General features: G+C 62.5%; 20 protein-coding genes. 10 read left to right on the top strand and 10 right to left on the bottom strand.

Annotated elements, in window-relative coordinates; translation table 11 throughout:
• Positions 1 to 62 precede the first annotated feature (62 nt).
• From NKK50_RS17495 to NKK50_RS17480, 4 genes are all read left to right on the top strand, one after another.
• The gene (locus tag NKK50_RS17495; RefSeq protein WP_023684326.1) at positions 63 to 1,250 is read left to right on the top strand and encodes an amino acid ABC transporter permease; all 1,188 of its coding nucleotides are present in this window, start codon (positions 63 to 65) and stop codon (positions 1,248 to 1,250) included.
• Positions 1,251 to 1,254: 4 nt separating this feature from the next.
• Entirely contained in the window at positions 1,255 to 2,412 is a 1,158-nt protein-coding gene (locus NKK50_RS17490) for an amino acid ABC transporter permease (protein ID WP_023684325.1), read from the top strand.
• Between the two features lie 22 nt (positions 2,413 to 2,434).
• Complete coding sequence (locus NKK50_RS17485; RefSeq protein WP_023671483.1) at positions 2,435 to 3,238, top strand: amino acid ABC transporter ATP-binding protein; 804 nt, start codon at positions 2,435 to 2,437, stop codon at positions 3,236 to 3,238.
• Between the two features lie 105 nt (positions 3,239 to 3,343).
• Positions 3,344 to 4,009, top strand: a complete 666-nt coding sequence (locus NKK50_RS17480) for a TIGR02117 family protein (protein ID WP_023715183.1) — start codon at positions 3,344 to 3,346, stop codon at positions 4,007 to 4,009.
• A 220-nt stretch (positions 4,010 to 4,229) separates the two neighbouring features.
• Here the strand turns inward: NKK50_RS17480 and NKK50_RS17475 are convergent, their stop codons facing one another.
• Positions 4,230 to 5,468, bottom strand: coding sequence for an FAD-dependent monooxygenase (locus tag NKK50_RS17475; protein ID WP_023715184.1), 1,239 nt, complete (start codon positions 5,466 to 5,468; stop codon positions 4,230 to 4,232).
• Between the two features lie 19 nt (positions 5,469 to 5,487).
• Positions 5,488 to 5,733 carry a zinc-finger domain-containing protein gene (locus tag NKK50_RS17470; RefSeq protein WP_023705697.1) on the bottom strand — a complete coding sequence of 82 codons (246 nt, stop codon included), beginning with the start codon at positions 5,731 to 5,733 and terminating at the stop codon, positions 5,488 to 5,490.
• A 233-nt stretch (positions 5,734 to 5,966) separates the two neighbouring features.
• On the opposite strand from NKK50_RS17470, the gene NKK50_RS17465 reads away from it, so the two are divergent.
• Positions 5,967 to 8,159: an RNA degradosome polyphosphate kinase gene (locus NKK50_RS17465; RefSeq protein ID WP_352543698.1), complete on the top strand. Its 2,193-nt coding sequence runs from the start codon at positions 5,967 to 5,969 to the stop codon at positions 8,157 to 8,159.
• Complete coding sequence (ppx, locus tag NKK50_RS17460) at positions 8,159 to 9,691, top strand: exopolyphosphatase (protein ID WP_023697723.1); 1,533 nt, start codon at positions 8,159 to 8,161, stop codon at positions 9,689 to 9,691. The genes NKK50_RS17465 and ppx overlap by 1 nt, the downstream gene beginning before the upstream one ends.
• Positions 9,692 to 9,947: 256 nt before the next feature.
• On the opposite strand, the gene NKK50_RS17455 is transcribed toward ppx, so the two are convergent.
• From NKK50_RS17455 to NKK50_RS17430, 6 genes are all read right to left on the bottom strand, one after another.
• Complete coding sequence (locus NKK50_RS17455) at positions 9,948 to 10,355, bottom strand: DoxX family protein (RefSeq protein ID WP_023734272.1); 408 nt, start codon at positions 10,353 to 10,355, stop codon at positions 9,948 to 9,950.
• Positions 10,356 to 10,493: 138 nt separating this feature from the next.
• Positions 10,494 to 10,916 carry a DoxX family protein gene (locus tag NKK50_RS17450; protein ID WP_023697721.1) on the bottom strand — a complete coding sequence of 141 codons (423 nt, stop codon included), beginning with the start codon at positions 10,914 to 10,916 and terminating at the stop codon, positions 10,494 to 10,496.
• A gap of 255 nt (positions 10,917 to 11,171) precedes the next feature.
• Complete coding sequence (gene fumC / locus NKK50_RS17445; protein ID WP_023697720.1) at positions 11,172 to 12,569, bottom strand: class II fumarate hydratase; 1,398 nt, start codon at positions 12,567 to 12,569, stop codon at positions 11,172 to 11,174.
• 562 nt (positions 12,570 to 13,131) lie between these two features.
• Positions 13,132 to 14,118 carry a glycosyltransferase family 10 domain-containing protein gene (locus NKK50_RS17440; RefSeq protein WP_023835130.1) on the bottom strand — a complete coding sequence of 329 codons (987 nt, stop codon included), beginning with the start codon at positions 14,116 to 14,118 and terminating at the stop codon, positions 13,132 to 13,134.
• 103 nt (positions 14,119 to 14,221) lie between these two features.
• The gene (locus NKK50_RS17435; RefSeq protein ID WP_023835131.1) at positions 14,222 to 14,983 is read right to left on the bottom strand and encodes an SDR family NAD(P)-dependent oxidoreductase; all 762 of its coding nucleotides are present in this window, start codon (positions 14,981 to 14,983) and stop codon (positions 14,222 to 14,224) included.
• Between the two features lie 128 nt (positions 14,984 to 15,111).
• Positions 15,112 to 15,873 (bottom strand): NIPSNAP family protein, encoded by a 762-nt coding sequence (locus tag NKK50_RS17430; RefSeq protein WP_023835132.1) that lies wholly within the window; start codon positions 15,871 to 15,873, stop codon positions 15,112 to 15,114.
• 85 nt (positions 15,874 to 15,958) lie between these two features.
• Between NKK50_RS17430 and NKK50_RS17425 the strand changes: the two genes are divergently transcribed.
• The gene (locus NKK50_RS17425) at positions 15,959 to 16,645 is read left to right on the top strand and encodes a TetR/AcrR family transcriptional regulator (protein ID WP_023671495.1); all 687 of its coding nucleotides are present in this window, start codon (positions 15,959 to 15,961) and stop codon (positions 16,643 to 16,645) included.
• Positions 16,646 to 16,663: 18 nt separating this feature from the next.
• On the opposite strand, the gene NKK50_RS17420 is transcribed toward NKK50_RS17425, so the two are convergent.
• Entirely contained in the window at positions 16,664 to 17,257 is a 594-nt protein-coding gene (locus NKK50_RS17420) for a hypothetical protein (RefSeq protein ID WP_023671496.1), read from the bottom strand.
• Between the two features lie 131 nt (positions 17,258 to 17,388).
• On the opposite strand from NKK50_RS17420, the gene NKK50_RS17415 reads away from it, so the two are divergent.
• Positions 17,389 to 18,513, top strand: coding sequence for a metallophosphoesterase (locus tag NKK50_RS17415; RefSeq protein ID WP_023835134.1), 1,125 nt, complete (start codon positions 17,389 to 17,391; stop codon positions 18,511 to 18,513).
• 50 nt (positions 18,514 to 18,563) lie between these two features.
• Here NKK50_RS17415 and NKK50_RS17410 read toward each other — a convergent pair whose 3' ends face one another.
• Positions 18,564 to 18,743, bottom strand: coding sequence for a CsbD family protein (locus NKK50_RS17410; protein WP_023835135.1), 180 nt, complete (start codon positions 18,741 to 18,743; stop codon positions 18,564 to 18,566).
• Positions 18,744 to 18,913: 170 nt separating this feature from the next.
• Here NKK50_RS17410 and NKK50_RS17405 point away from each other — a divergent pair, with 170 nt between their 5' ends.
• Complete coding sequence (locus tag NKK50_RS17405) at positions 18,914 to 19,567, top strand: glutathione S-transferase family protein (protein ID WP_023735852.1); 654 nt, start codon at positions 18,914 to 18,916, stop codon at positions 19,565 to 19,567.
• A 29-nt stretch (positions 19,568 to 19,596) separates the two neighbouring features.
• A complete protein-coding gene (locus NKK50_RS17400; RefSeq protein ID WP_023705709.1) occupies positions 19,597 to 19,926 on the top strand; it encodes a YciI family protein in 330 nt (109 codons plus the stop codon).
• The last annotated feature ends 71 nt before the right edge of the window (positions 19,927 to 19,997 follow it).

The raw sequence follows: 19,997 nt of genomic DNA, 5'->3' as shown, positions 1-19,997 counted from the left end.
TCGAAATGCGATCCGGAAGGCAGATTGTCTGCCTTCCGGTTTCTTTTTGCAGGGGATGGGCAATGGCGTCGCAGGAAGTTCTACGCGAGGAGCCGAGCCGCGGTTCCTTCATCAACGATCCAAAAGTCCGTGGAGTTGTCTTCCAGGCGGTGGTTGTCGTCTTGCTGGTGGCGAGCGTCTGGTGGATTGTCCACAACGTCATCGACAATCTGCAGCGCCTGCACATTTCTTCCGGGTTCGGCTACCTGAAAAGCCGTGCCGGCTTCGATATCTCGGTCAGCGCCATCCCCTACAACTCGGACGACACCTATGGCAAAGCCATTGTCGTCGGGCTGATCAACACCCTCATCGTCGCCGTTGCCGGCATCATCACCGCAACCATCATCGGCTTCATCGTCGGCATCGGCCGCTTGTCGCACAACTGGCTGATCCGCAAGATCTGCACGGTCTATGTCGAGATTTTCCGCAACATCCCGCCGCTGCTGGTGATCTTCTTCTGGTATTCGGGCGTGCTGGCGGTCTTGCCCGTGGTGCGTGAAAGCATCAACCTGCCATTCGGCTCGTTTCTCAACCAGCGCGGCTTCTATCTTCCTCGTGCCATCTGGGGTGATGGCTCCTGGCTGATCTTTGTCGCCTTGCTTGTCGGCATCGCCATGGCATGGTTCGTCGCCCGCACGGCGCGCCAGCGGCAGATGGCGACCGGTCAGCAGTTTCCCGTATTCTGGACGTCCCTGGCGCTGATCGTCGGGCTGCCGATTCTGGCCTATGCGCTGAGCGGCTTTCCCCTGACCTTCGATTTTCCGAAGCAATCGACCTTCAACCTGGCCGGCGGTTTCCACATCGGGCCGGAATTCCTGTCGCTCTATCTGGCGCTGTCCTGCTACACAGCCTCCTTCATCGCCGAGATCGTGCGTGCCGGCATTCTCGGCGTCTCGAAGGGCCAGTCGGAAGCGGCTGGCGCTCTGGGGCTGCGGCCGGGATCGATCCTGCGGCTAGTCGTCGTGCCGCAAGCCATGCGCATCGTCATCCCGCCGCTGACCAGCCAGTATTTGAACCTGACCAAGAACTCGTCGCTGGCCATCGCTATTGCTTACCCGGACCTGACGGCGACCGCCGGCACAGTGCTCAACCAGACGGGGCAGGCGGTCGAAAACGTGCTGATCATGATGGTCGTCTATCTCGTCATCAGCCTGGTGACGTCGGCGGTCATGAATGTGGTCAACGCCAGGATGGCGCTGGTGGAGAGGTAAGGCCATGCAGGAACATGATACCGCTTGGGTGCGGACCGAAATGGCACTGGCGCAACAGGCGCCGGCCGGCGTGCGGGGGCCTATCGCCTGGGTCCGCAAGAACCTGATCGGTTCGGTGGGCGACACCATCCTGACCGTACTGGGCATCGCACTGGTGGTGATGATCCTGCCGCCAATCATCAACTGGGCCTTCATCAGCGCCCAGTGGGTAGGGTCCGATCGCTCGGTATGCGCCACGGCGGCGCAAGGCGGCGTTCAGCCGGATGGCTGGTCCGGCGCTTGCTGGGCGTTCGTCAACGCCAAGTTCGGCCAATTCATGCTCGGCCGCTATCCTATTGAGGAGCGCTGGCGGCCGATCCTGGTCGCCATACTGTTCGTGGCGCTGCTGGTGCCGCTGCTGATCCCGCGCGTGCCGCGCAAGGGGCTGAACGCGATCCTGCTTTTCCTGGTGCTGCCGATCGTCGCTTTCGTGCTGCTGGTCGGCGGCATGTTCGGCCTGCCGCATGTGGAGACGCAGCTATGGGGCGGCCTGCTGGTGACGCTCAGCCTGGCCTTCGTCGGCATTGCAGTGTCGCTGCCGTTCGGCATCGTGCTGGCGCTCGGTCGGCGCTCGAAGATGCCGATAGTCAAGATGCTGTGCGTTATCTTCATCGAATTCGTTCGCGGCATCCCGCTGATCACCGTCCTGTTCTTTGCCAGCGTCATGCTGCCGCTGTTCCTGCCCCCCGGCGTTTCGTTCGACAAGTTCCTCAGGGCGCTGATCGGCTTCTCGTTGTTTGCCGCCGCCTACATGGCGGAGGTGGTGCGCGGCGGTCTGCAGGCGATCCCCAAGGGCCAGTATGAGGGTGCGGATTCGCTTGGTCTCGGTTACTGGCAGAAGATGAACCTTATCGTGCTGCCGCAAGCGCTGAAGCTGGTCATACCCGGCATCGTCAACACCTTCATCGGCATGTTGAAAGACACAAGCCTGGTTATCATCATCTCGATGTTCGACCTGCTCGGTGTCGTCAAGCAGAACTTCTCCGATCCCAACTGGGCGACGCCGCAGACCACCAAGTCCGGCCTGATTTTCGCTGCCTTCGTCTTCTGGCTGTTCTGCTTCGGCATGTCGCGCTATTCGATGTATACGGAACGCCGGCTGGACACCGGCCACAAACGTTAAAAACAAAAAAGGGGAACCTGCCATGGTCATAGAAAACGCCGTCAGCGCCGAAGAGATCAAGGTCGATGCCAAGAAGATGCACATCTCGACCACCGATGTCGCAATCGACATCATCGGCATGCACAAATGGTATGGCGAGTTCCATGTGCTGAAGGACATCAACCTCAAGGTGATGCGCGGCGAGCGCATCGTCATCTGCGGTCCTTCGGGCTCGGGCAAGTCGACCATGATCCGCTGCATCAACCGGCTGGAAGAGCACCAGAAGGGCAAGATCATCGTCGACGGCAAGGAACTCACCAACGATCTCAAGAAGATCGACGAGGTGCGCCGCGAGGTCGGCATGGTGTTCCAGCACTTCAACCTGTTCCCGCATCTGACCATCCTGGAGAACTGCACGCTGGCGCCGATCTGGGTGCGCAAGACGCCGAAGAAGCAGGCCGAGGAAATCGCGATGCACTTCCTCAAGCGCGTCAAGATCCCCGAACAGGCCAACAAATATCCGGGCCAGCTGTCGGGCGGCCAGCAGCAGCGCGTGGCGATCGCGCGTTCGCTGTGCATGAACCCGCGCATCATGCTGTTCGATGAGCCGACCTCGGCGCTCGATCCAGAAATGATCAAGGAAGTGCTGGAGACGATGGTGGGCCTGGCCGAGGAAGGCATGACCATGCTGTGCGTCACTCACGAAATGGGCTTTGCCCGCAAGGTCGCCAACCGGGTGATCTTCATGGATCAGGGCCAGATCGTCGAACAGAACACGCCGGCCGAGTTCTTCGACCATCCGCGCCACGAGCGCACGAAGCTGTTTCTGTCGCAGATCCTGCACTGAGCATTTTAATGCGAACCAAAAGAGCCCGGCCGTAATGCGGCCGGGCTCTTTTGCTATCTGGGGTCGGGGTTGATCTTCTCCATTGAAACACAAAGCCGCCGCCGCATGAGAAAAGCCCTGCGTTTCGTGGCCATGCTGATTATCGTGGTCGCGCTCGCTGCCACGCTCGGCACGCTGGTGCCGCGTCCGCTGTGGCCGGCGTCAGCGGCGGGTGAGGGCACGCGCCATATTCTGGTGCTGGAGAATCCGATCCACACCGACATTGCCATTCCCGTCGATGACGAGGTGCGCCGGCGCTTCCATTTCCTGGTCGCTGCCGGCATCCCTGTCGACGCCCCGGAAGTGCGCTACATCGTCTTTGGCTGGGGCGGCCGGGCCTTCTATCTGGAGACGCCGAGCTGGTCGCAGCTGAAAGCAGTGCCCGTCCTCAAGGCGCTGACACTGGACGCCTCGGTCATGCATGTCGATATCGCCGGGGCCATCGCCGAGCCGCACCCTGCTGTCACCGGTTTCGACATCGATGAGGAACGTTTTGCAGCGCTGCTCAACTATATCGACGCGAGTTTCCAGCAAGGGCCGCATGGTCCGGTCGTCATCGAGAACGCCGCCCATTCCAGCTTCGACCGCTTCTTCGAGGCGAACGGCCATTTCAACGCGCTTGTCGGCTGCAACACCTGGACAGCCGCCGGCCTGCGCACCGCCGGCCTGCGCACCGGCTGGTGGAACCCGCTGCCGGCCTCGCTGGGCTTGTCGATGCGGTTTTATAACTAGCAGTCCTTCATCGCACCGCGACAGTGTTGGATCTTTTGAAGTCAGCGGGACAGCACTCCCCTCTGGCCTGCCGGCCATCTCCCCCGCAAGAGGGAGATCAGCCGTTTTGCCCGCGCTCCTGTCTGCAACGCCGGCGATTTTGGCGAAGGCGACGGCGACATCCAATCTCCCCCCTTGAGTGGGAGATGTCCGGCAGGACAGAGGGGAGTGGGAAGGATCGCTACGTCGACGATCTAGACTGCCGAGTGTCCGCTCGCCATCCATAGAGCCAGTCGAGGTCGGCGGCGAGCTTGTCGGGCGAGCGCATGGCCAGGAACAGATTGCGGGCGATCGCCACCGGGCCGGCAGCATGCCAGGCGAGGCGGTTTACGGCCCCACGACGCGCGGCCTTGGCGACACGCGGCCGCCGAAGATTTTCCCAGATTTGAAAACTTCTGGGCAGATCGCCAGGGAAATCGGCGATAGCGTCGGCAAGCGTGATGGCATCTTCGATCGCCATTGCCGCGCCCTGTGCGGCAAACGGCGTCATCGCATGCGCAGCGTCGCCGATCAGCGCGATGCCCCGCGGGCTCGTCCACCGCTGTTGTTCGACGGTGTGGATCGGAAAGGCCGTCCATGGGCCAGCCAGTGCCACAAGCTTCGTCAGGCCCGGCGCGGTGCCGCGCAGGGCAGCCGTGAGGATCGCGGGATCGGCATGGCCCGACCAACCTTCGGCCATGCGCTCACCCTTGGTGAATGCGGCGAGATTGAAGGCCCGGCCTTTGCTGACGGGATAGGCGACCATGTGGAAGCCTGGATGCAGGAACGTGGTGACGCAGTCGGCGGCGCCGATCGCGGCAAAGGCCTCTCCGGCCGCACCGTCGGCCGCGATTGTAGCCCGCCAGGCGAGTTCGCCCGAAAAACGGCTTTTGACGAAGTCCTCGCCTGCGAGTTGCGCCCTGACCGCCGACCAGACGCCGTCGGCGCCGACCAGCAGTTTGCCGCGTGCCTCGATCTCGCGGCCGTCCACTTCGGCGGTCACGGCGACATATTGCGCGTCTTTGACGATGCCGGTCACGCGGGCGCCGGTGATGAGCTCAATCTCTGGCCGTTCCGCCATTTGCGCCAGCAGCGCTGCCTGCAGATCGGCGCGGTGAGCGACGAGATAAGGCGCCTGCCAGCGCGCTTCGGCGGCTTGCCCAAGCGGTACCCGCGCCAGTTCGCGCAGCGTCCCGGCGTCCTTGAGCACGACCGCTTCCGGCCGCAACGCTGCCGGCAGCAGCCGGTCGAGCACGCCGAGTTTTCCAAGAATGCGTGTTGCGTTGGGCGAAAGCTGGATGCCGGCGCCGGCCGCGTCTAGGTGCTGTGCCTGTTCGATCAGCTTTACCGGATAACCCCGTCCGGCGAAGGCAAGGGCAGCGGTCAGCCCGGCGATGCCGGCCCCGGCGATTATGACCTGCCGGGACCTGATGTCTTCCATCGGGCTTGTCGCGGAAGGATCAGGCGGCCTGGTCGATATAAAGGCAACCGGCCGGCAGCGTTTCCGTCGCCCTCAGCTTCGCCGAATAGCGGTAGAGCGTCGAGCAGTAGGGACAGACCTTTTCATTGTCGTCGCCCATGTCGAGGAACACATGCGGGTGGTCGAAGGGCGGGTTGGCGCCGGTGCACATGAATTCCTTGACGCCGATGTCGATTGCCGGATGGCCCGCATCGTTCTGGAAATGGGGAATGGAACCGCCTGCCATCGTCGTCTCCTTGATCTCGTCGAAAAGCATCTGGAACATAACAGGCCTGTTTGCAAGATCGATGAAATGAAACTGTCGCAAAAGCCTGTCAGAGGATACGTTGAGCCGGTTAAGTGCATGTCCCTGAAATCGGAACGGTTTTCGCCGAAGGGTCATGCGCCACAAAAGCGTGTTAGAGGCATGGCACGTCCAGCGGCGCTCCAAGGGACGGTTGGCGGGGAAGAGCAGGAACCATGAACGAACTGAAGCCGGTGCAGAGCGAATTCATCAATGTCGAGGTGGCGAGCCCCGAGGGCGGCAACCCCGATCGGTTCGTCAACCGTGAGTTCTCCTGGCTGCAGTTCAACCGGCGTGTGCTCGAGGAATCCCAGAACGAGCACCATCCGCTGCTCGAACGCGTCCGTTTCCTGTCGATTTCGGCCGCCAATCTCGACGAATTCTTCATGGTCCGCGTCGCCGGCCTTGCCGGCCAGGTGCGCGAAGGCATTGCGCTCAAGAGCCCCGACGGCCGCACGCCGGAGCAGCAGCTGGAACAATTGCTGCGCGAGGTCGAGCGGCTGCAGGAGGACCAGCAGAACAGCCTTTCGGCGCTGATGTTGCTGCTCAACAAGGAAGGCATTGAGAGCATCACCCGCGATGCACTGACCAAGGATGAGAAAGTCTGGCTGGAAGATCATTTCCAGGACCAGGTCTTCCCGGTCCTGACTCCACTGTCGATCGACCCGGCGCATCCGTTTCCGTTCATTCCCAATCTCGGCTTCTCGATGGCGCTGCAATTGCGCCACCGCAAGAATGGCGAGGAGATGAGCGCGCTTCTGCGCCTGCCGGTGGCGCTGAAGCGCTTCATCCGCCTGCCCGACCGCAAGCAGCACGTTCGCTTCATTCCACTGGAGGAGGCTGTCGGCCTCTATATCGGCAAGCTGTTCCCCGGCTATGAGGTCAAGGGTTCCGGCACCTTCCGCATCATCCGGGACAGCGATATCGAGGTCGAGGAAGAGTCGGAAGATCTCGTGCGCCTGTTCGAGACGGCGCTGAAGCGGCGCCGCCGCGGTTCGGTCATCCGCATCGAATTCGACAAGTCGATGCCCGGTGAATTGCGCGAGTTCGTCGCCGGCGAGCTTGGCGTCTCTTCGAGCCGCATCAGCGTTCTGACCGGCCCGCTGGCGCTCAGCCAGATTTCCGAGATCGTCGCCGTGCCGCGCGACGACCTGAAGTTCACCCCCTACAATCCGCGCTTTCCCGAGCGCATCCGCGAGCATGGCGGCGATTGTTTCGCGGCCATCCGCGAGAAGGACATCGTCGTCCACCACCCCTATGAATCCTTCGACGTGGTGGTCCAGTTCCTGCGCCAGGCAATGGCCGACCCGGAGGTGGTGGCGATCAAGCAGACGCTCTACCGCACCTCCAACGACAGCCCGATCGTGCGCGCCTTGGTCGACGCGGCCGAGGCAGGCAAGTCGGTGACCGCCCTGGTCGAGCTCAAGGCGCGCTTCGACGAGGAGGCCAACATCCGCTGGGCGCGCGACCTCGAACGCGCCGGCGTCCAAGTCGTGTTCGGCTTCCTCGAACTGAAGACCCATGCGAAAATGTCGCTTGTGGTGCGGCGCGAGGACGGCAAGCTGCGCAACTATGTCCATCTCGGCACCGGCAACTACCATCCGGTGACCGCGCGCATCTACACCGACCTGTCCTTCTTCACCACCGATCCGACGATCGCGCGCGATGTCGCCCAGCTGTTCAACTTCATCACCGGCTATGCCGAGCCGACCGATGAGATGCGGATCGCCATCTCGCCATTTACGCTGCGCAGCCGCATCCTCAAGCACATTGCCGACGAGGTCGCCCACGCGCTGGCTGGCCGTCCGGCGCGCATATGGATGAAGATGAACGCGCTCGTCGATCCCAACATCATAGACGCGCTCTATGACGCCAGCCGTGCCGGCGTCGAGATCGATCTCGTCGTGCGCGGCATCTGCTGCCTGCGGCCGCAGGTGCCCGGCCTGTCGGAAAACATCAGGGTCAAGTCGATCGTCGGCCGCTTCCTCGAACACAGCCGCATCTACTGCTTCGGCAACGGCCATGGCCTGCCGTCGGACGAGGCGATCGTCTACATCGCCTCGGCCGACTTGATGCCACGCAATCTCGACCGCCGCGTCGAGACCATGGTGCCGATCACCAATCCAACGGTGCATGAACAGATCCTTGGCCAGATCATGCTGGGCAACATCATGGACAACCAGCAAAGTTTCGACGTATTGGCTGACGGAACCTCCCGGCGCGTCGTGCTGGAGGAGGGTGAGGAACCGTTCAACGCGCAGGAATATTTCATGACCAATCCGAGCCTGTCGGGACGGGGTGACGCGCTGAAGTCGCATGCGCCCAAGCGCATCGCGCAGTTCAAGCGTCGCAAGAAGAACACCGGCTGATGATTTCAACGTCCCAAGGCCGGCTGCAGGATCGCCGGCCGCTGTCCATCATCGACATCGGCTCGAACTCGATCCGCCTTGTCGTCTATGAAGGGTTGGCGCGCTCGCCGACCTTGCTGTTCAACGAAAAGATGCTGGCCGGCCTCGGCCGCGGCATCGTTTCGACCGGCAAGCTCGACCCCGAGGCGGTGACGCGCTCGATGGAGGAGTTCCGCCGTTTCCGCGCGCTCTCCGACCAGGCGGGTGCGGAGCACATGTTTGTGCTGGCAACGGCCGCGGCCCGCGAAGCGATCAACGGCCCCGACTTCATCCACCGCGCCCAGGATGTGCTCAAGACCGAGATCCGCGTGCTCACTGGCCGGCAGGAGGCGCATTATTCGGCGCTTGGCGTCATTTCGGGCTTCCACCCCGCCAATGGCATTGCCGGCGATCTTGGCGGCGGCAGCCTGGAGCTTATCGACATCAATGGCGAGGCGATCGGCGACGGCATCACGCTGCCGCTGGGTGGCCTGCGGCTGCAGGACATGGCCAGGAATTCGCTCGCCCAGGCGGCAAAGATCACCCGCGACGAACTGGCGCGCGCCAAATTGTTGAAGGGCGGGCTGGGACGGCCCTTTTACGCCGTTGGCGGCACCTGGCGAAACCTTGCCCGGCTGCACATGGAAATGACCAACTACCCGCTTGGCGTCATGCACCACTATGAGATCGGTGTCGAAAGCGCCGCCAATTTCCTGAAGCAGGTGGCGAAAGGCGAGATCGAGAAGGTCAAGGGCATCGAAGGTGTGTCGAAGAACCGCCGTTCGCTGCTGCCCTATGGCGCGGTCGTGCTGCAGGAGATCATGGCGGCGATGCAGCCGTCGAAGATCATCGTCTCGGCGTTGGGCGTGCGCGAAGGGTTTCTCTATTCGCTGCTCGACCCTGCCGAGCAGAAGGCCGATCCGCTGGTCTCCGCTTCGGAGGAACTGGCGCGGCTGCGGTCGCGCTCGGTCACCCATGCGCATGAGCTTGTCGAATGGACGGACAAGACCTTTGCCGCCTTCGGCATCGACGAGACGGAGGATGAGGCGCGCTATCGCCACGCTGCCTGTCTGCTGGCCGATATAGGCTGGCGCGCACACCCGGAATATCGCGGCAAGCAGTCGCTCAACATCATTGCCCACGCGTCCTTCATTGGCGTCGATCACCCCGGCCGTGCCTTCCTGGCGCTGGTCGGCCTGTTCCGCCACGAAGGCGTGTTCAACGATGCGGCGCCGGAAATCCGCGGCCTGGCGACGCCGCGCTATCTCGAGCGCGCCCGCATCCTGGCGGCGGTGCTGCGCGTCGTCTATCTGCTGACTGCGGCCATGCCCGGCGTCATGCCGCGGCTGAAATGGGAAAACCGCGGCAATGGCACGTTGGCGCTGGTGCTGCCGGCCTCACTTTCCGATCTTTACGGCGAACGCCCGGCCGGACGGCTGGCGCAACTGGCGCGGATCACCAACCGCCGGCTGGTGCTGGCGGTCGAGGGTGGGCAGAGCGTGTCGGTGAAGTAGGCGCGGCCTGACAGCAAAACCATGTCGTCGTCGGCCTCGCGTTCGAGGACCGGCTTCCTCAATCCGTCGCTGCTTCGCACCGCCACCTTCCCCCTCCGGAGGGAAAGGAAGGGAGCCTCGTTGGAAAGCGTTGGCGGCAATAGGCTCGCGCACTTCCTCTACCCCGTCGATCGGGGGAGAGGTGGCTCGACGAAGCCGAGACGGAGTGGGGGTCGACCTGGCACGGATGGTTCAACCGGGACGATATTTGACGATATCAGACCGCGGCGCGGCGCCCGTCGATCGACCAGGCCCCGGCGCCGGCCATGGCTAGCGCCAGGAATCCACCGGCGATGGCAATATCCTTCATCAGCATCTGCTGGTGCAGGAAGGTGAGCATCGGGTCATCGCCGCCCTGGCCGTAGTGGCCGATGGAGCCTGCAACGATGCAGAAAGCGGCAAGAAGTATCGCAACGACCGGCGTCTGAAAGCCGACCAGTATCAAGAGACCGGCAATCAACTCGAACAGCCCGGTGCCCCAGGCGGCAAGCGTCGGCAATGGCATGCCGAGGCCGGCGAAATAGCCGGTCGTCCCGGCAATGTCGGCGAGCGCGTGGTAGCCGGAGGGAACGAGCAGGACGGCGAGCAGCAGCCGGGAAATCAGAAGCAATGCATCGCGGGGCATGGTCATCTCCGATGTCTGTCCGCCGGCTGTTTCGAGACCGATCCTAGCAGGGATGGGTCGAGCGTGCGCTTGGGCAGACAACGAAAAAGCGGCGTGGAAAATTCCACGCCGCTTATTTCAGGCTTGGGAAGGGAAAGCTCAGCCGCGCTTGGCGTCGATCGAGTAGGTGCCAGGGCCTGAGGAAGCCAGCAGCAGGAAGCCGCCGGTGATGGCGACGTTCTTCAGGAAATGGATCATCTGGTTCTGGTCGGCCCAGCCGGTATGGGCGACAAAGGCCGAGGCGATGGTGAAGACCGCGAGCACCCAGGCGGCGATGCGGGTCTGAAAGCCAACGAGCACGGCAAGGCCGCCGAGCAATTCGATCAGGCCGACGACAATGGCCGTTACGGTCGGCACCGGCAGGCCCATGGCGCCGAAATAGCCGGCGGTGCCGGAAATGGCGGTGAGCTTGCCGAAGCCGGAAAGCAGGAAGATGGCGGCGAGCAGGATGCGGCCGAGCAGGATGGTGGTGGAGCTGTTGGACGCGATGCCGGCGCCGGCAGCGGAAGTGTTGATGGACATGGTGGCTCTCCGAAAAGGGTTGATGTCCCGTCAGATAGACCAAGCCGACTGTTCACCAAAGCCGCCAGTCCGGCGACACATTGTTCACAGGACGTACATTTCGGGATCGTTCGACCGACGCAAAATTCTTGTCGCGGCCAGCAGCGGCGGGAGCAAATTGTCCCGCCACAAAATTCGGATTTCTAGTTGACGCAATCCCCAAGAAGAGGGCTGCGCGCTTCCCGAGGAAACGCAAGGCACTTTCCCTGGAATCGCTTAACCCGGATGCGTCATGTCCTCCGGCCGCACCAGCCGGTCGTAGTCTGCCTCGCTGACCAGCCCAGTGGCCAGTGCTTCCTCGCGCAAGGTGGTGCCCTTCTTGTGCGCGGTCTTGGCGATCTTGGCGGCATTGTCGTACCCGATCGTCGGCGCCAGCGCGGTCACCAGCATCAGCGAGCGGTCGAGCGCGGCTTTGATGTTGTCTTCGCGAGCCTCGATGCCGACGACGCAATTGTCGGTGAAGGAGATCGAGGCGTCGGCCAACAACTGCACCGACTGCAGGAAGTTGTAGGCCATCAGCGGGTTGTAGACGTTGAGCTCGAAATGGCCCTGGCTGCCGGCGAAGGTCAGCGAGGCGTTGTTGCCGAACACCTGCACGCAGACCTGCGTCAGAGCCTCGCATTGGGTCGGGTTGACCTTGCCCGGCATGATCGAGGAACCCGGCTCGTTTTCCGGCAGCGACAGTTCGCCGAGGCCCGAGCGCGGGCCGGAGCCGAGGAAGCGGATGTCGTTGGCGATCTTGAAGAGGGCGGCGGCCGCCGCGTTGATGGCGCCATGCGAGAACACCATGGAATCATGCGCGGCGAGCGCCTCGAACTTGTTCGGCGCGGTGACGAAGGCGATGCCGGTGATTTCGGCGATGCGCGCCGCCACCGTTTCGGCAAAGCCCACCGGCGCGTTGAGGCCGGTGCCGACGGCGGTGCCGCCCTGCGCCAGTTCCTGCAGGCCGGGCAGCGTCATCTCGATGCGCTTGATCGAAGAGGCCACCTGCGCGGCGTAGCCGGAAAATTCCTGGCCCAGCGTGAGGGGTGTCGCGTCCTGCGTATGGGTGCGGCCGATCTTGATGATGTGGGCGAAGGCCTTCGTCTTGACCTCGAGCGCAGCGTGCAGATGCTTCAGCGCCGGCAGCAGATCGTGCACGATGCGCTCGGCGCACGCGATGTGCATGGCTGTCGGGTAGGTGTCGTTCGACGACTGGCTCATATTGACGTGGTCGTTAGGGTGCACCGGCTTCTTCGAGCCCATGACGCCGCCCAGAAGTTCGATCGCCCGGTTGGAGATCACCTCGTTGGCGTTCATGTTGGACTGCGTGCCCGAGCCGGTCTGCCAGACGACCAGCGGGAAATGATCGTTCAGCTTGCCGTCGATCACCTCTTGCGCCGCCTCGATGATCGCCTTGCCGACTGCCGGATCGAGCCGCTTCAACTCCATATTGGCTTCCGCCGCCGCTCGCTTGACGATGCCGAGCGCACGCACGATCGAGGCCGGCTGCTTTTCCCAGCCTATCCTGAAATTGCCGAGGGAACGCTGCGCCTGCGCGCCCCAATAACGGTCGGCGGCAACCTCGATGGGGCCGAACGTGTCGGTTTCGGTTCTGGTCCTGGCAGCGGTCACTTGTCTCTCCGACGATCGAATTCGGCAACGGCGTATCGCGTTGCACAATGGCCTTCAAGCAGAGATTGCGGCCGGCAGGCAGTAAATCGGTTGAAGCGGTAGCGCCGCCCTTCGGGATCCTGCACCCTCCACTTTCGTGTGAAGGAAATTGCTCCTCAGTGCGGCTTGATCCCATAAAGTGGACGGAAACTTGCGGATTTAGCTCGATAAGATCATGTCGAGCTGGCGGATTGCTCTACGCAAACTTCCCCCAGGATCAGCAATGCGCAATTCTCGTCTACATACGAGCGACGATGCCACACAAGCGTCTCACTGGCAACAGCAGCGATGAGGTAGCTTATGCACTTGTCCTTCTGTTCAGTTTCCCGACCAAAATCCGGCATCGCATCCGGATCGAGCTTCGGATCGCGAAGCCGAGAATTTCAAGTCCACCCTGGGAGCGCCTCCACATAGCCTCGGAGATTTCCAAGATGCATGGCGGCAAGGCCGAAGCCGTCTCGACGTCGCAAGAGACGCTCTTTGTCCTCCGTATTTTGCTGAAAGCGCGCCTGATCGCGGACCGTCAGCTCGGAACCTTTTTCCTCCAACGGCGCAGCTTTGTCCTGAGATAGGATCTATAGCCGAACGGAAGTGTTCGCCGTCCGGAAGGCGTGCTTGTCCGCGCCTCCAGACGCTGGCGCACGACGCTCATCAGTCTGCAGAACGCGGGTGTTTCCAATGATTGCACCCGTTTGACGAGATTGTCGGGCAATGGCTTTGAGCGCCAGTCGAAATAAGCCTCGTAGTCTTTCGGCGTTGCGATCAGGTGCTGGAGATAGGCTGCAAGATCGCTGGCGCTGGCGAAGGCACTGGCGTCAATAAAGGAGTGCTCCGGAACGAACTCGTCCACATTGGGAGCGCCAAGGTAGATCGGCACCGTGCCCGCCATGAACGCGTCATAGATTTTCTCGGTGACATAGTCGGCCTCGGTCGAGTTCTCCATGGCCAGGCAGAATTTGTGCCGCGCAATGGTTTCGATCTTGGTCTTCGAGCCCAGATCGGGGCCAGAGACCGATCGGTTGTTGCGATATCGGCCATAAGAATCGATCTTGATGTGGCGCGCCAGTTCGTTCGCCAAATCGACACGGCCGCTATAATTCAGGCCGGCCGACTGGAAGAGTGCGACCGGCGCTTCTTCCGTTTTCGGTACGATTGGTCTGGCCAGCGCATCTTTCCACCACACCGCACGCGGAAGGTAGGGTACCCAGACATCAGACCGGGATTCATGCGTCATGATGATATCGAAGTGCCGCATGATTTTGGGGTCGGCAAGTCGCTTGTAGTTTTGGCCGCATTCCATCGACCAGGCGACCCAATATTGACCAGGGTATTTGTAGGCATCGCCAACTTCGCGAAAGTTCGGAATATGGAAGACGACTGCCGCGGCCTCGGAAATCCGTCGTTTGTCCAGTGTCCACCGCCCGGGCATTTCGCACTGTATCGACGCGATATCGACGGGTTTGCTGAAGAACGTTGTGTAGAAGAGGATCAGTGGATCGATAGACAGCATGGCACCACGAATGTCTGAAGCATTGCTCAATCTGCAGACAGACGCGGTATCGGAAGTTTGGTCAAGTGCTCCGCTTGTTCGAGGCAGAGGGCCGTCCAAACGGTCACCCCGCCGTATACCCGCCATCGATCGCGAAAATGCCGCCGCTGGTCCACGCCGCCTCGTCGCTGGCGAGATAGACGGCGATGCCGGCAAGATCGCTGGTCTGGCCGATGCGGCCGAGCGGGTAGCTGCGCTCGACATAGGTTTTCAGCTCGGCCTGCGCTGCCGCCGGCAGGTTGTCGATCGACTTGCGCCGCATGGCGGTGTCGACCGTGCCGGGCGCAATCGCATTGACCCTGATGCCGCCCGGACCAAGCTCGAAGGCCAGCGACTTGGTCAGCGAATTCAGCGCGCCCTTGGACAAGGAATACAGGCTCGACGGCCGCTTCGGGATCATTTTGTCGGCGAAGTAGGACGAGATGTTGATGACGGAGGCGTTGGCGCCGAGATGCGGCAGCAGCCGCTGGGTAAGGAAGAACGCCGCCGTCACATTGAGCGCGAAGGATTGCTGGAATTGGTGCTCGGTGACGGTCTCGAAAGGCACCAGATAAGCGACGCCGGCATTGTTGACGAGGATGTCGAGTGGGCCGGTTGCTTTCGCGCGATCGACCACGGCATCGATGCCGGAAGAGGTCGAGAGATCGGCCGACTGGGTGCCGACGTTGCCCGCCGCCGCAAGTGTCTCGCGGGCGGTCTCGAGCTTGCTGGTGTCGCGACCGACGATCAGCACGTCGGCGCCCTCGCGCAAGAAAGCTTCCGATATCGCCAGGCCGATGCCGTCCGAGCCGCCGGTCACCAGTGCTCGCTTGCCAGAAAGTCTCATTGAAGGCCAAGTCGCATCGAATGCTCTCGCTGTTGCCCGCGTCACGAAGGCAATGCCGATCGGCGAGGGCGGTCAAGCCGCCGGCCTATCGCTCAGTATGAACTTCGGTTGGCCGCGTGCCGATCCGGTTACCGCAGCAGCGACTGCGACGTCGGCGTCAGGCGCAAGGTTTCGGTCCGCCAGGTCACATCGGCCGCTTGCCATTGGGGCGAAGCGGCAACTGCGGCTTCGTAATTGGCATGCGCCTCGGGACTGTTGAAACCCGTCACCGCGATAAAGACGTTTTCGCTCAAGCGCACCGGCAGGCGGGGAAAGCTGTTTTCGGCGTGCTCGGTGATGAAGGCGCCAAGCAACCGTCCGCCGACGCCGATAAGGACCGGAACGGCATCCGTTTCGAAATTGCCGGCGAAATCGGCTTCGGCGCCAGACCGCAGATGATGAATCTGGATGGCAACGATAGCGGTCAAGCGGTTGTCTGCGCTCAGCTTTCCATCCGGCGGCATGGCGCCTCGCTGCGCGCCTGACAGATCGAAGCCGGCGCCTGGCCATGCCGGCTTCAAGAGCAGTACATCGTCGGAATCGATCATCGTCGCATTGGCGGCGTCGCGGTGCGCCGTCCACACCGGCCCGTCATAGAAGGCGGTGAGCGCCTGCTTCCGCGCTTCCATGCCATCGAAGCCGCGCAGCCAGACGAACATGTCGGGGCGGTCGAGGTCGCGGAACTGTCCGATGATGGTCATGCCGGCGTGTTCCTGGCCTTCGATGAACCGACTGTCGAAGATGTCGATCAGCGTCTCGCGCCGGCCCGGCTTCAGCGTGTACTGCCGCAACTCGACGACAGGCGAAGCGAGCAGTTTTGCCGCCGCAGGCGCATTCAGGGGTACGGTCATTGTGTCGTCTCCAAAAAACAGGATGATCATCCGGTTTATAAAACAGACCGGTTGTCCTGTTTTGTCAATCTGCTATCGTTGGCAAATGTCAGCAGAGATTGCTCGGGCTCCGAAAGGGCCGCCGCGAAAACGCACCAACGATCCCGAAGGGCTGCGCAACAAGGTGCTCGATATCGCCGAAGCGTCGTTCCAGGCGCGTGGCTATCATGCATCCGCCCTTGGCGAGCTGATGACGACCGCAGGCGTCAGCGGCGGCGCGCTGCATCATCATTTCCCGACGAAGAAGGCGCTCGCTCTGGCGGTGATCGAGGAGCGCGTGGCAGCGGCCCTCGATGAAACCTGGATCAACCCTGTACGGGCGGCAGGCTCGGCGCGCGAAGGCGTGCGCGCGGTGTTCGAGGCGGTGGCGACCGAGCTTGAGCAGCAAGGCTTCGTGCGCGGCTGTCCGCTCAACAATCTGGCGCATGAACTGTCGCTCGCTGACCCGGATTTCCGCGCCGCTCTGGACGATATCTTTGCCGGATGGCGTCAGGCGGTTGCCGACAAGGTGCGAGCCGACCAGCAGTCGGGGAGGGAGCAGGGCACCGACCCCGAGCGCTTTGCGGCACTCGCCATCGCCGCCTATTCCGGCGCCATGTCGATGGCCAAGGCGGCACAGGATGCCAGCGTGCTGCGCGATTGCCTGGCCGAACTTCAGGGTAGCTCAACGCCGCCATTCCTGAGCAGAGCGAAGCGGCGTAGCAGGATCCTGCTGCGGCCGGGAAAACCTTGAGGCCGGAACTGCGCTGTTCTAGTTGGAAAGCGGCTTGATCGTCTCGTAACCGTTCACCGATTCCGCGCTGGTCCCTTCGTCGTAGCGCCGGGCGAGGGACGCTTGCAGATCAGGCGCATAAAGCGCGGTAAATGTGTCCAGCGTTTCGCCGGCGCCGTTCTTGAAGGTCTCCGTGACCGCCAGCACGTTGTATTTGCAGCCGCCGACACTGAACGTCTCCTTGCCCTTGACGACCAGGCTCAGCGTCTTGGTGCTCTTCGGCTGCTTGTTCGGCGACAGCTCGACGAATTCGATCGTGCTCTTGGCTCCCGTCTTCAGCGGAAACAGTTTTCGCAGATCGGAAAACGGGATCGTCGCCACCCGTCCGGTATCGCTGTCGCGAAACACTTCGACCAGGCCGGCAAACAGGAACTGTGTCTGCGGCGATTGCGATTCGTAGGTGTTGGCAACGGAGACCATGCCGCCGGCCACCGGCCGAAACTCGCTGCGGACGCCGGGCATTTCCAGAACGAAGCCGGCCTTGGCCGATTTTGCGTCGACACAATCGGCGGCATGCACCGCAGCCGCCGGCAGCAACCCAGCCAGCACCACGCCTATCGAAACGGCTCTCATGAAATCCTCCCCTCTGCTTGTATTTGCTGCGCGCCAGCATGACCCAAGAAATGCCAGAGCCTCAGTGCCGTGTCGACCTGCCATTCCTGGCAACTGGACGGTGGGGCGCCGGCTGTGCTGAATTTCAGGTCATGAATCGCAAGCTCGTCCTCTCCCGTCGCAATTTCCTCGCACAGGCAGCCGGCCTTGCCATGGCTGGCATGCTGCCGCGCGCCGCGCTTGGCCAGACCGGCAAGCGCATCCAGCCCATCGACGCCACCTTTCTGTTCATCGCCGATGTCCATGCCTGCCGCATGTCGAGCGGCCTCAGCCCCAACTGCCTGGAGGAAGGCAAGACCGATGCCGCGCTGTTGCGCAATGTCGCTGTCCTCAATGGCTTGGTCGGCCGGCAATGGCCAGTCGAGATCGATGGCGTTGCAACCCGCCTGCGTTCGGCCGGCGGCCGCATCGATGCGCCGCTCGGCCTCGTTGTCGGCGGCGACATCACCGACGATGGCGGCGGCCAGATCACCGAGCCCAGCGAAGGCACGCAACTGTTGCAGTTCAGCCAGCGCTATCAACAGGGCGTCGGTCCCGATCGCGTGCACATGCCGGTCTATGTCGGCCTCGGCAATCACGATCTCGACCAGAATGGCTCGCCGCCCCATGTCGACTGGTATCGGCGTGAATTGCGCGACTATGTCGAGGTCAACCACCGCCCCGGCGTGTTCTTCAAGCCGCCGGTGCCGGCCACCGAATACGATGTCGACACCGACTGCTATTCCTGGGACTGGGGCGGCCTGCATCTCGTCCAGACCCACCGCTTTGCCGGCGACACCGGCCATGGCGCGGTGAGCAGCCTGCCGTGGCTGAAGCAGGATCTGGCGACCTACGCGGCGGATGGCCGTCCCGTCATCCTGTTCCAGCACTATGGCTGGGACACTTTCTCGGTCGAGCGCTGGGACCCGGCCAAGCGCACCTATGACGATGACGGCGCAGGCGCGCCGCACTGGTGGAGCGAGGCCGACCGCCAGGCGATGCTGGCGGCGCTGAAGGGCTACAATGTCATCGCCATCTTCCATGGCCATCAGCACGAAGTGCCGATGATCTACAAAAGCGATGGCCTCGACCTGTTCAAGCCGAAGGCTGCCTATATGGGTGGCTTCGCGCTGGTGAGGGTAACCGGGGACGGCATGGACGTGGTGCTGGGCGAGGCGGCGGGCGACCGGGGCGGGGTCAAGTTCACCAGCGCCTTCAGCAAGAGCCTCAGCCTCTGACAAGAAAAAGGCGGCCTTGAGCCGCCTTCCTCATTGCCTGCAAGATCGAATCAGAGCGCCTTTTTGATCTTGTCCTTCACGTCGCCATAGACCTTCTGCACCTTGCCGGCGGTCTTGTCGGCCGTGCCTTCGGCCTGGGTCTGCCTGTTGCCGGCCGCCTTGCCGCCGGCCTCCTTGACCGAGCCCTTGACCTGCTTGGCCACGCCGGCAACCTGATCCTTGTTCACCATCTTTGCATCTCCTGGGATTCCGGGGATTCATTCGCAGGAGGCAAACGGGCCGGCTTGGCTTAGGTTCCCTGGGCGGCGATCATCGTCGCATCTGGTCGCTTATAGGTCGCCGAAACGCTTTGCCGCGTCGTATCATGTGACTAGTGTGACGAAATTTTGGGGAGACCGCCTTGGCTGAATTTACGCTCATCATCGCCAACAAGTGCTTTTCGTCCTGGTCGCTGAGGCCATGGGTGGCGATGAAGCATCTGGAGATCCCGTTCGAGGAAGGTTTCGTGCGCCTGCGCACGCCCGAGACTTTTGCCAATCTGGCGAAAGTCTCGCCCACCGGCCTGGTGCCAGTGTTGAATCACAATGGCAGGATCGTCTGGGAAACCCTTGCCATCCTTGAATATCTGGCCGACCTGTTTCCTGAGAAAAAACTTTGGCCGCAGGATATCGGCGCCCGCGCCTTGGCTCGCTCGGTGGCGACCGAGATGCATTCCGGCTTTCGCGAGGTGCGCTATGGCTGGCCGATGAATTTGCGCCGGCCGAAGGCCCACAAGCCGCTCGACGCCGAAGGCGACATGCAGCGCGCGCGCATCGAAACGATCTGGCGCCAGTGCCGGGAACAATACAGCAAGGGCGGCCCCTTCCTGTTCGGTCATTTCACCGCGGCCGATGCCATGTATGCACCTGTCGTCACCCGCTTCGACACCTATGGCGGCAAGCTCGCGCCCGACACGCGCGCCTATGTCGACGCCGTGTTGGCAACGCCGGCGATGCGGCACTGGTATGCGGAAGCAGCGAAGGAGACCTGGCCGGAACCCGGCCCGGACGAATAGGACACTAGTGACATCACGGTGAGTGACCGATGGCCGGCAATGATGGACCGCGTGAGACTACCGCGCCAACAATCTTCCACTGCCGGCTAATCCCGCCTCGGCCGGACTTCGCCTTCACCCTGACGGAGGAGGAGAGGGAGTTGATGGGCCGGCATGCCGACTATCTGCGCGGCAAGCTTGCCGAGGGCACCATGATCCTGGCCGGGCCGGTCGCCGACCCGGCCGGCCCTTGGGGTCTGCTGATCCTACGTGTCGGCAGCGAAGCCGAGGCAAGAGCGGTCACCGACGGCGATCCGGTGTCGAACTCCGGCCGTGGTTTCCGCTACGAAATCCTGCCGCTGATCAGCGCGATCCTGTAGGCGAGCGTAAGTTTAAGGAAAAGTGTGAAACGGTTTTCCCTTGGAAATTGTGTCAGACAACGGCACATACA

Origin of the sequence: Mesorhizobium sp. M0001, from assembly GCF_040324255.1 — a bacterium.
Taxonomy (GTDB): domain Bacteria; phylum Pseudomonadota; class Alphaproteobacteria; order Rhizobiales; family Rhizobiaceae; genus Mesorhizobium.
Note: the sequence above shows the minus strand (reverse complement) of the source record. Positions and strands in the feature narration are given on the sequence as shown.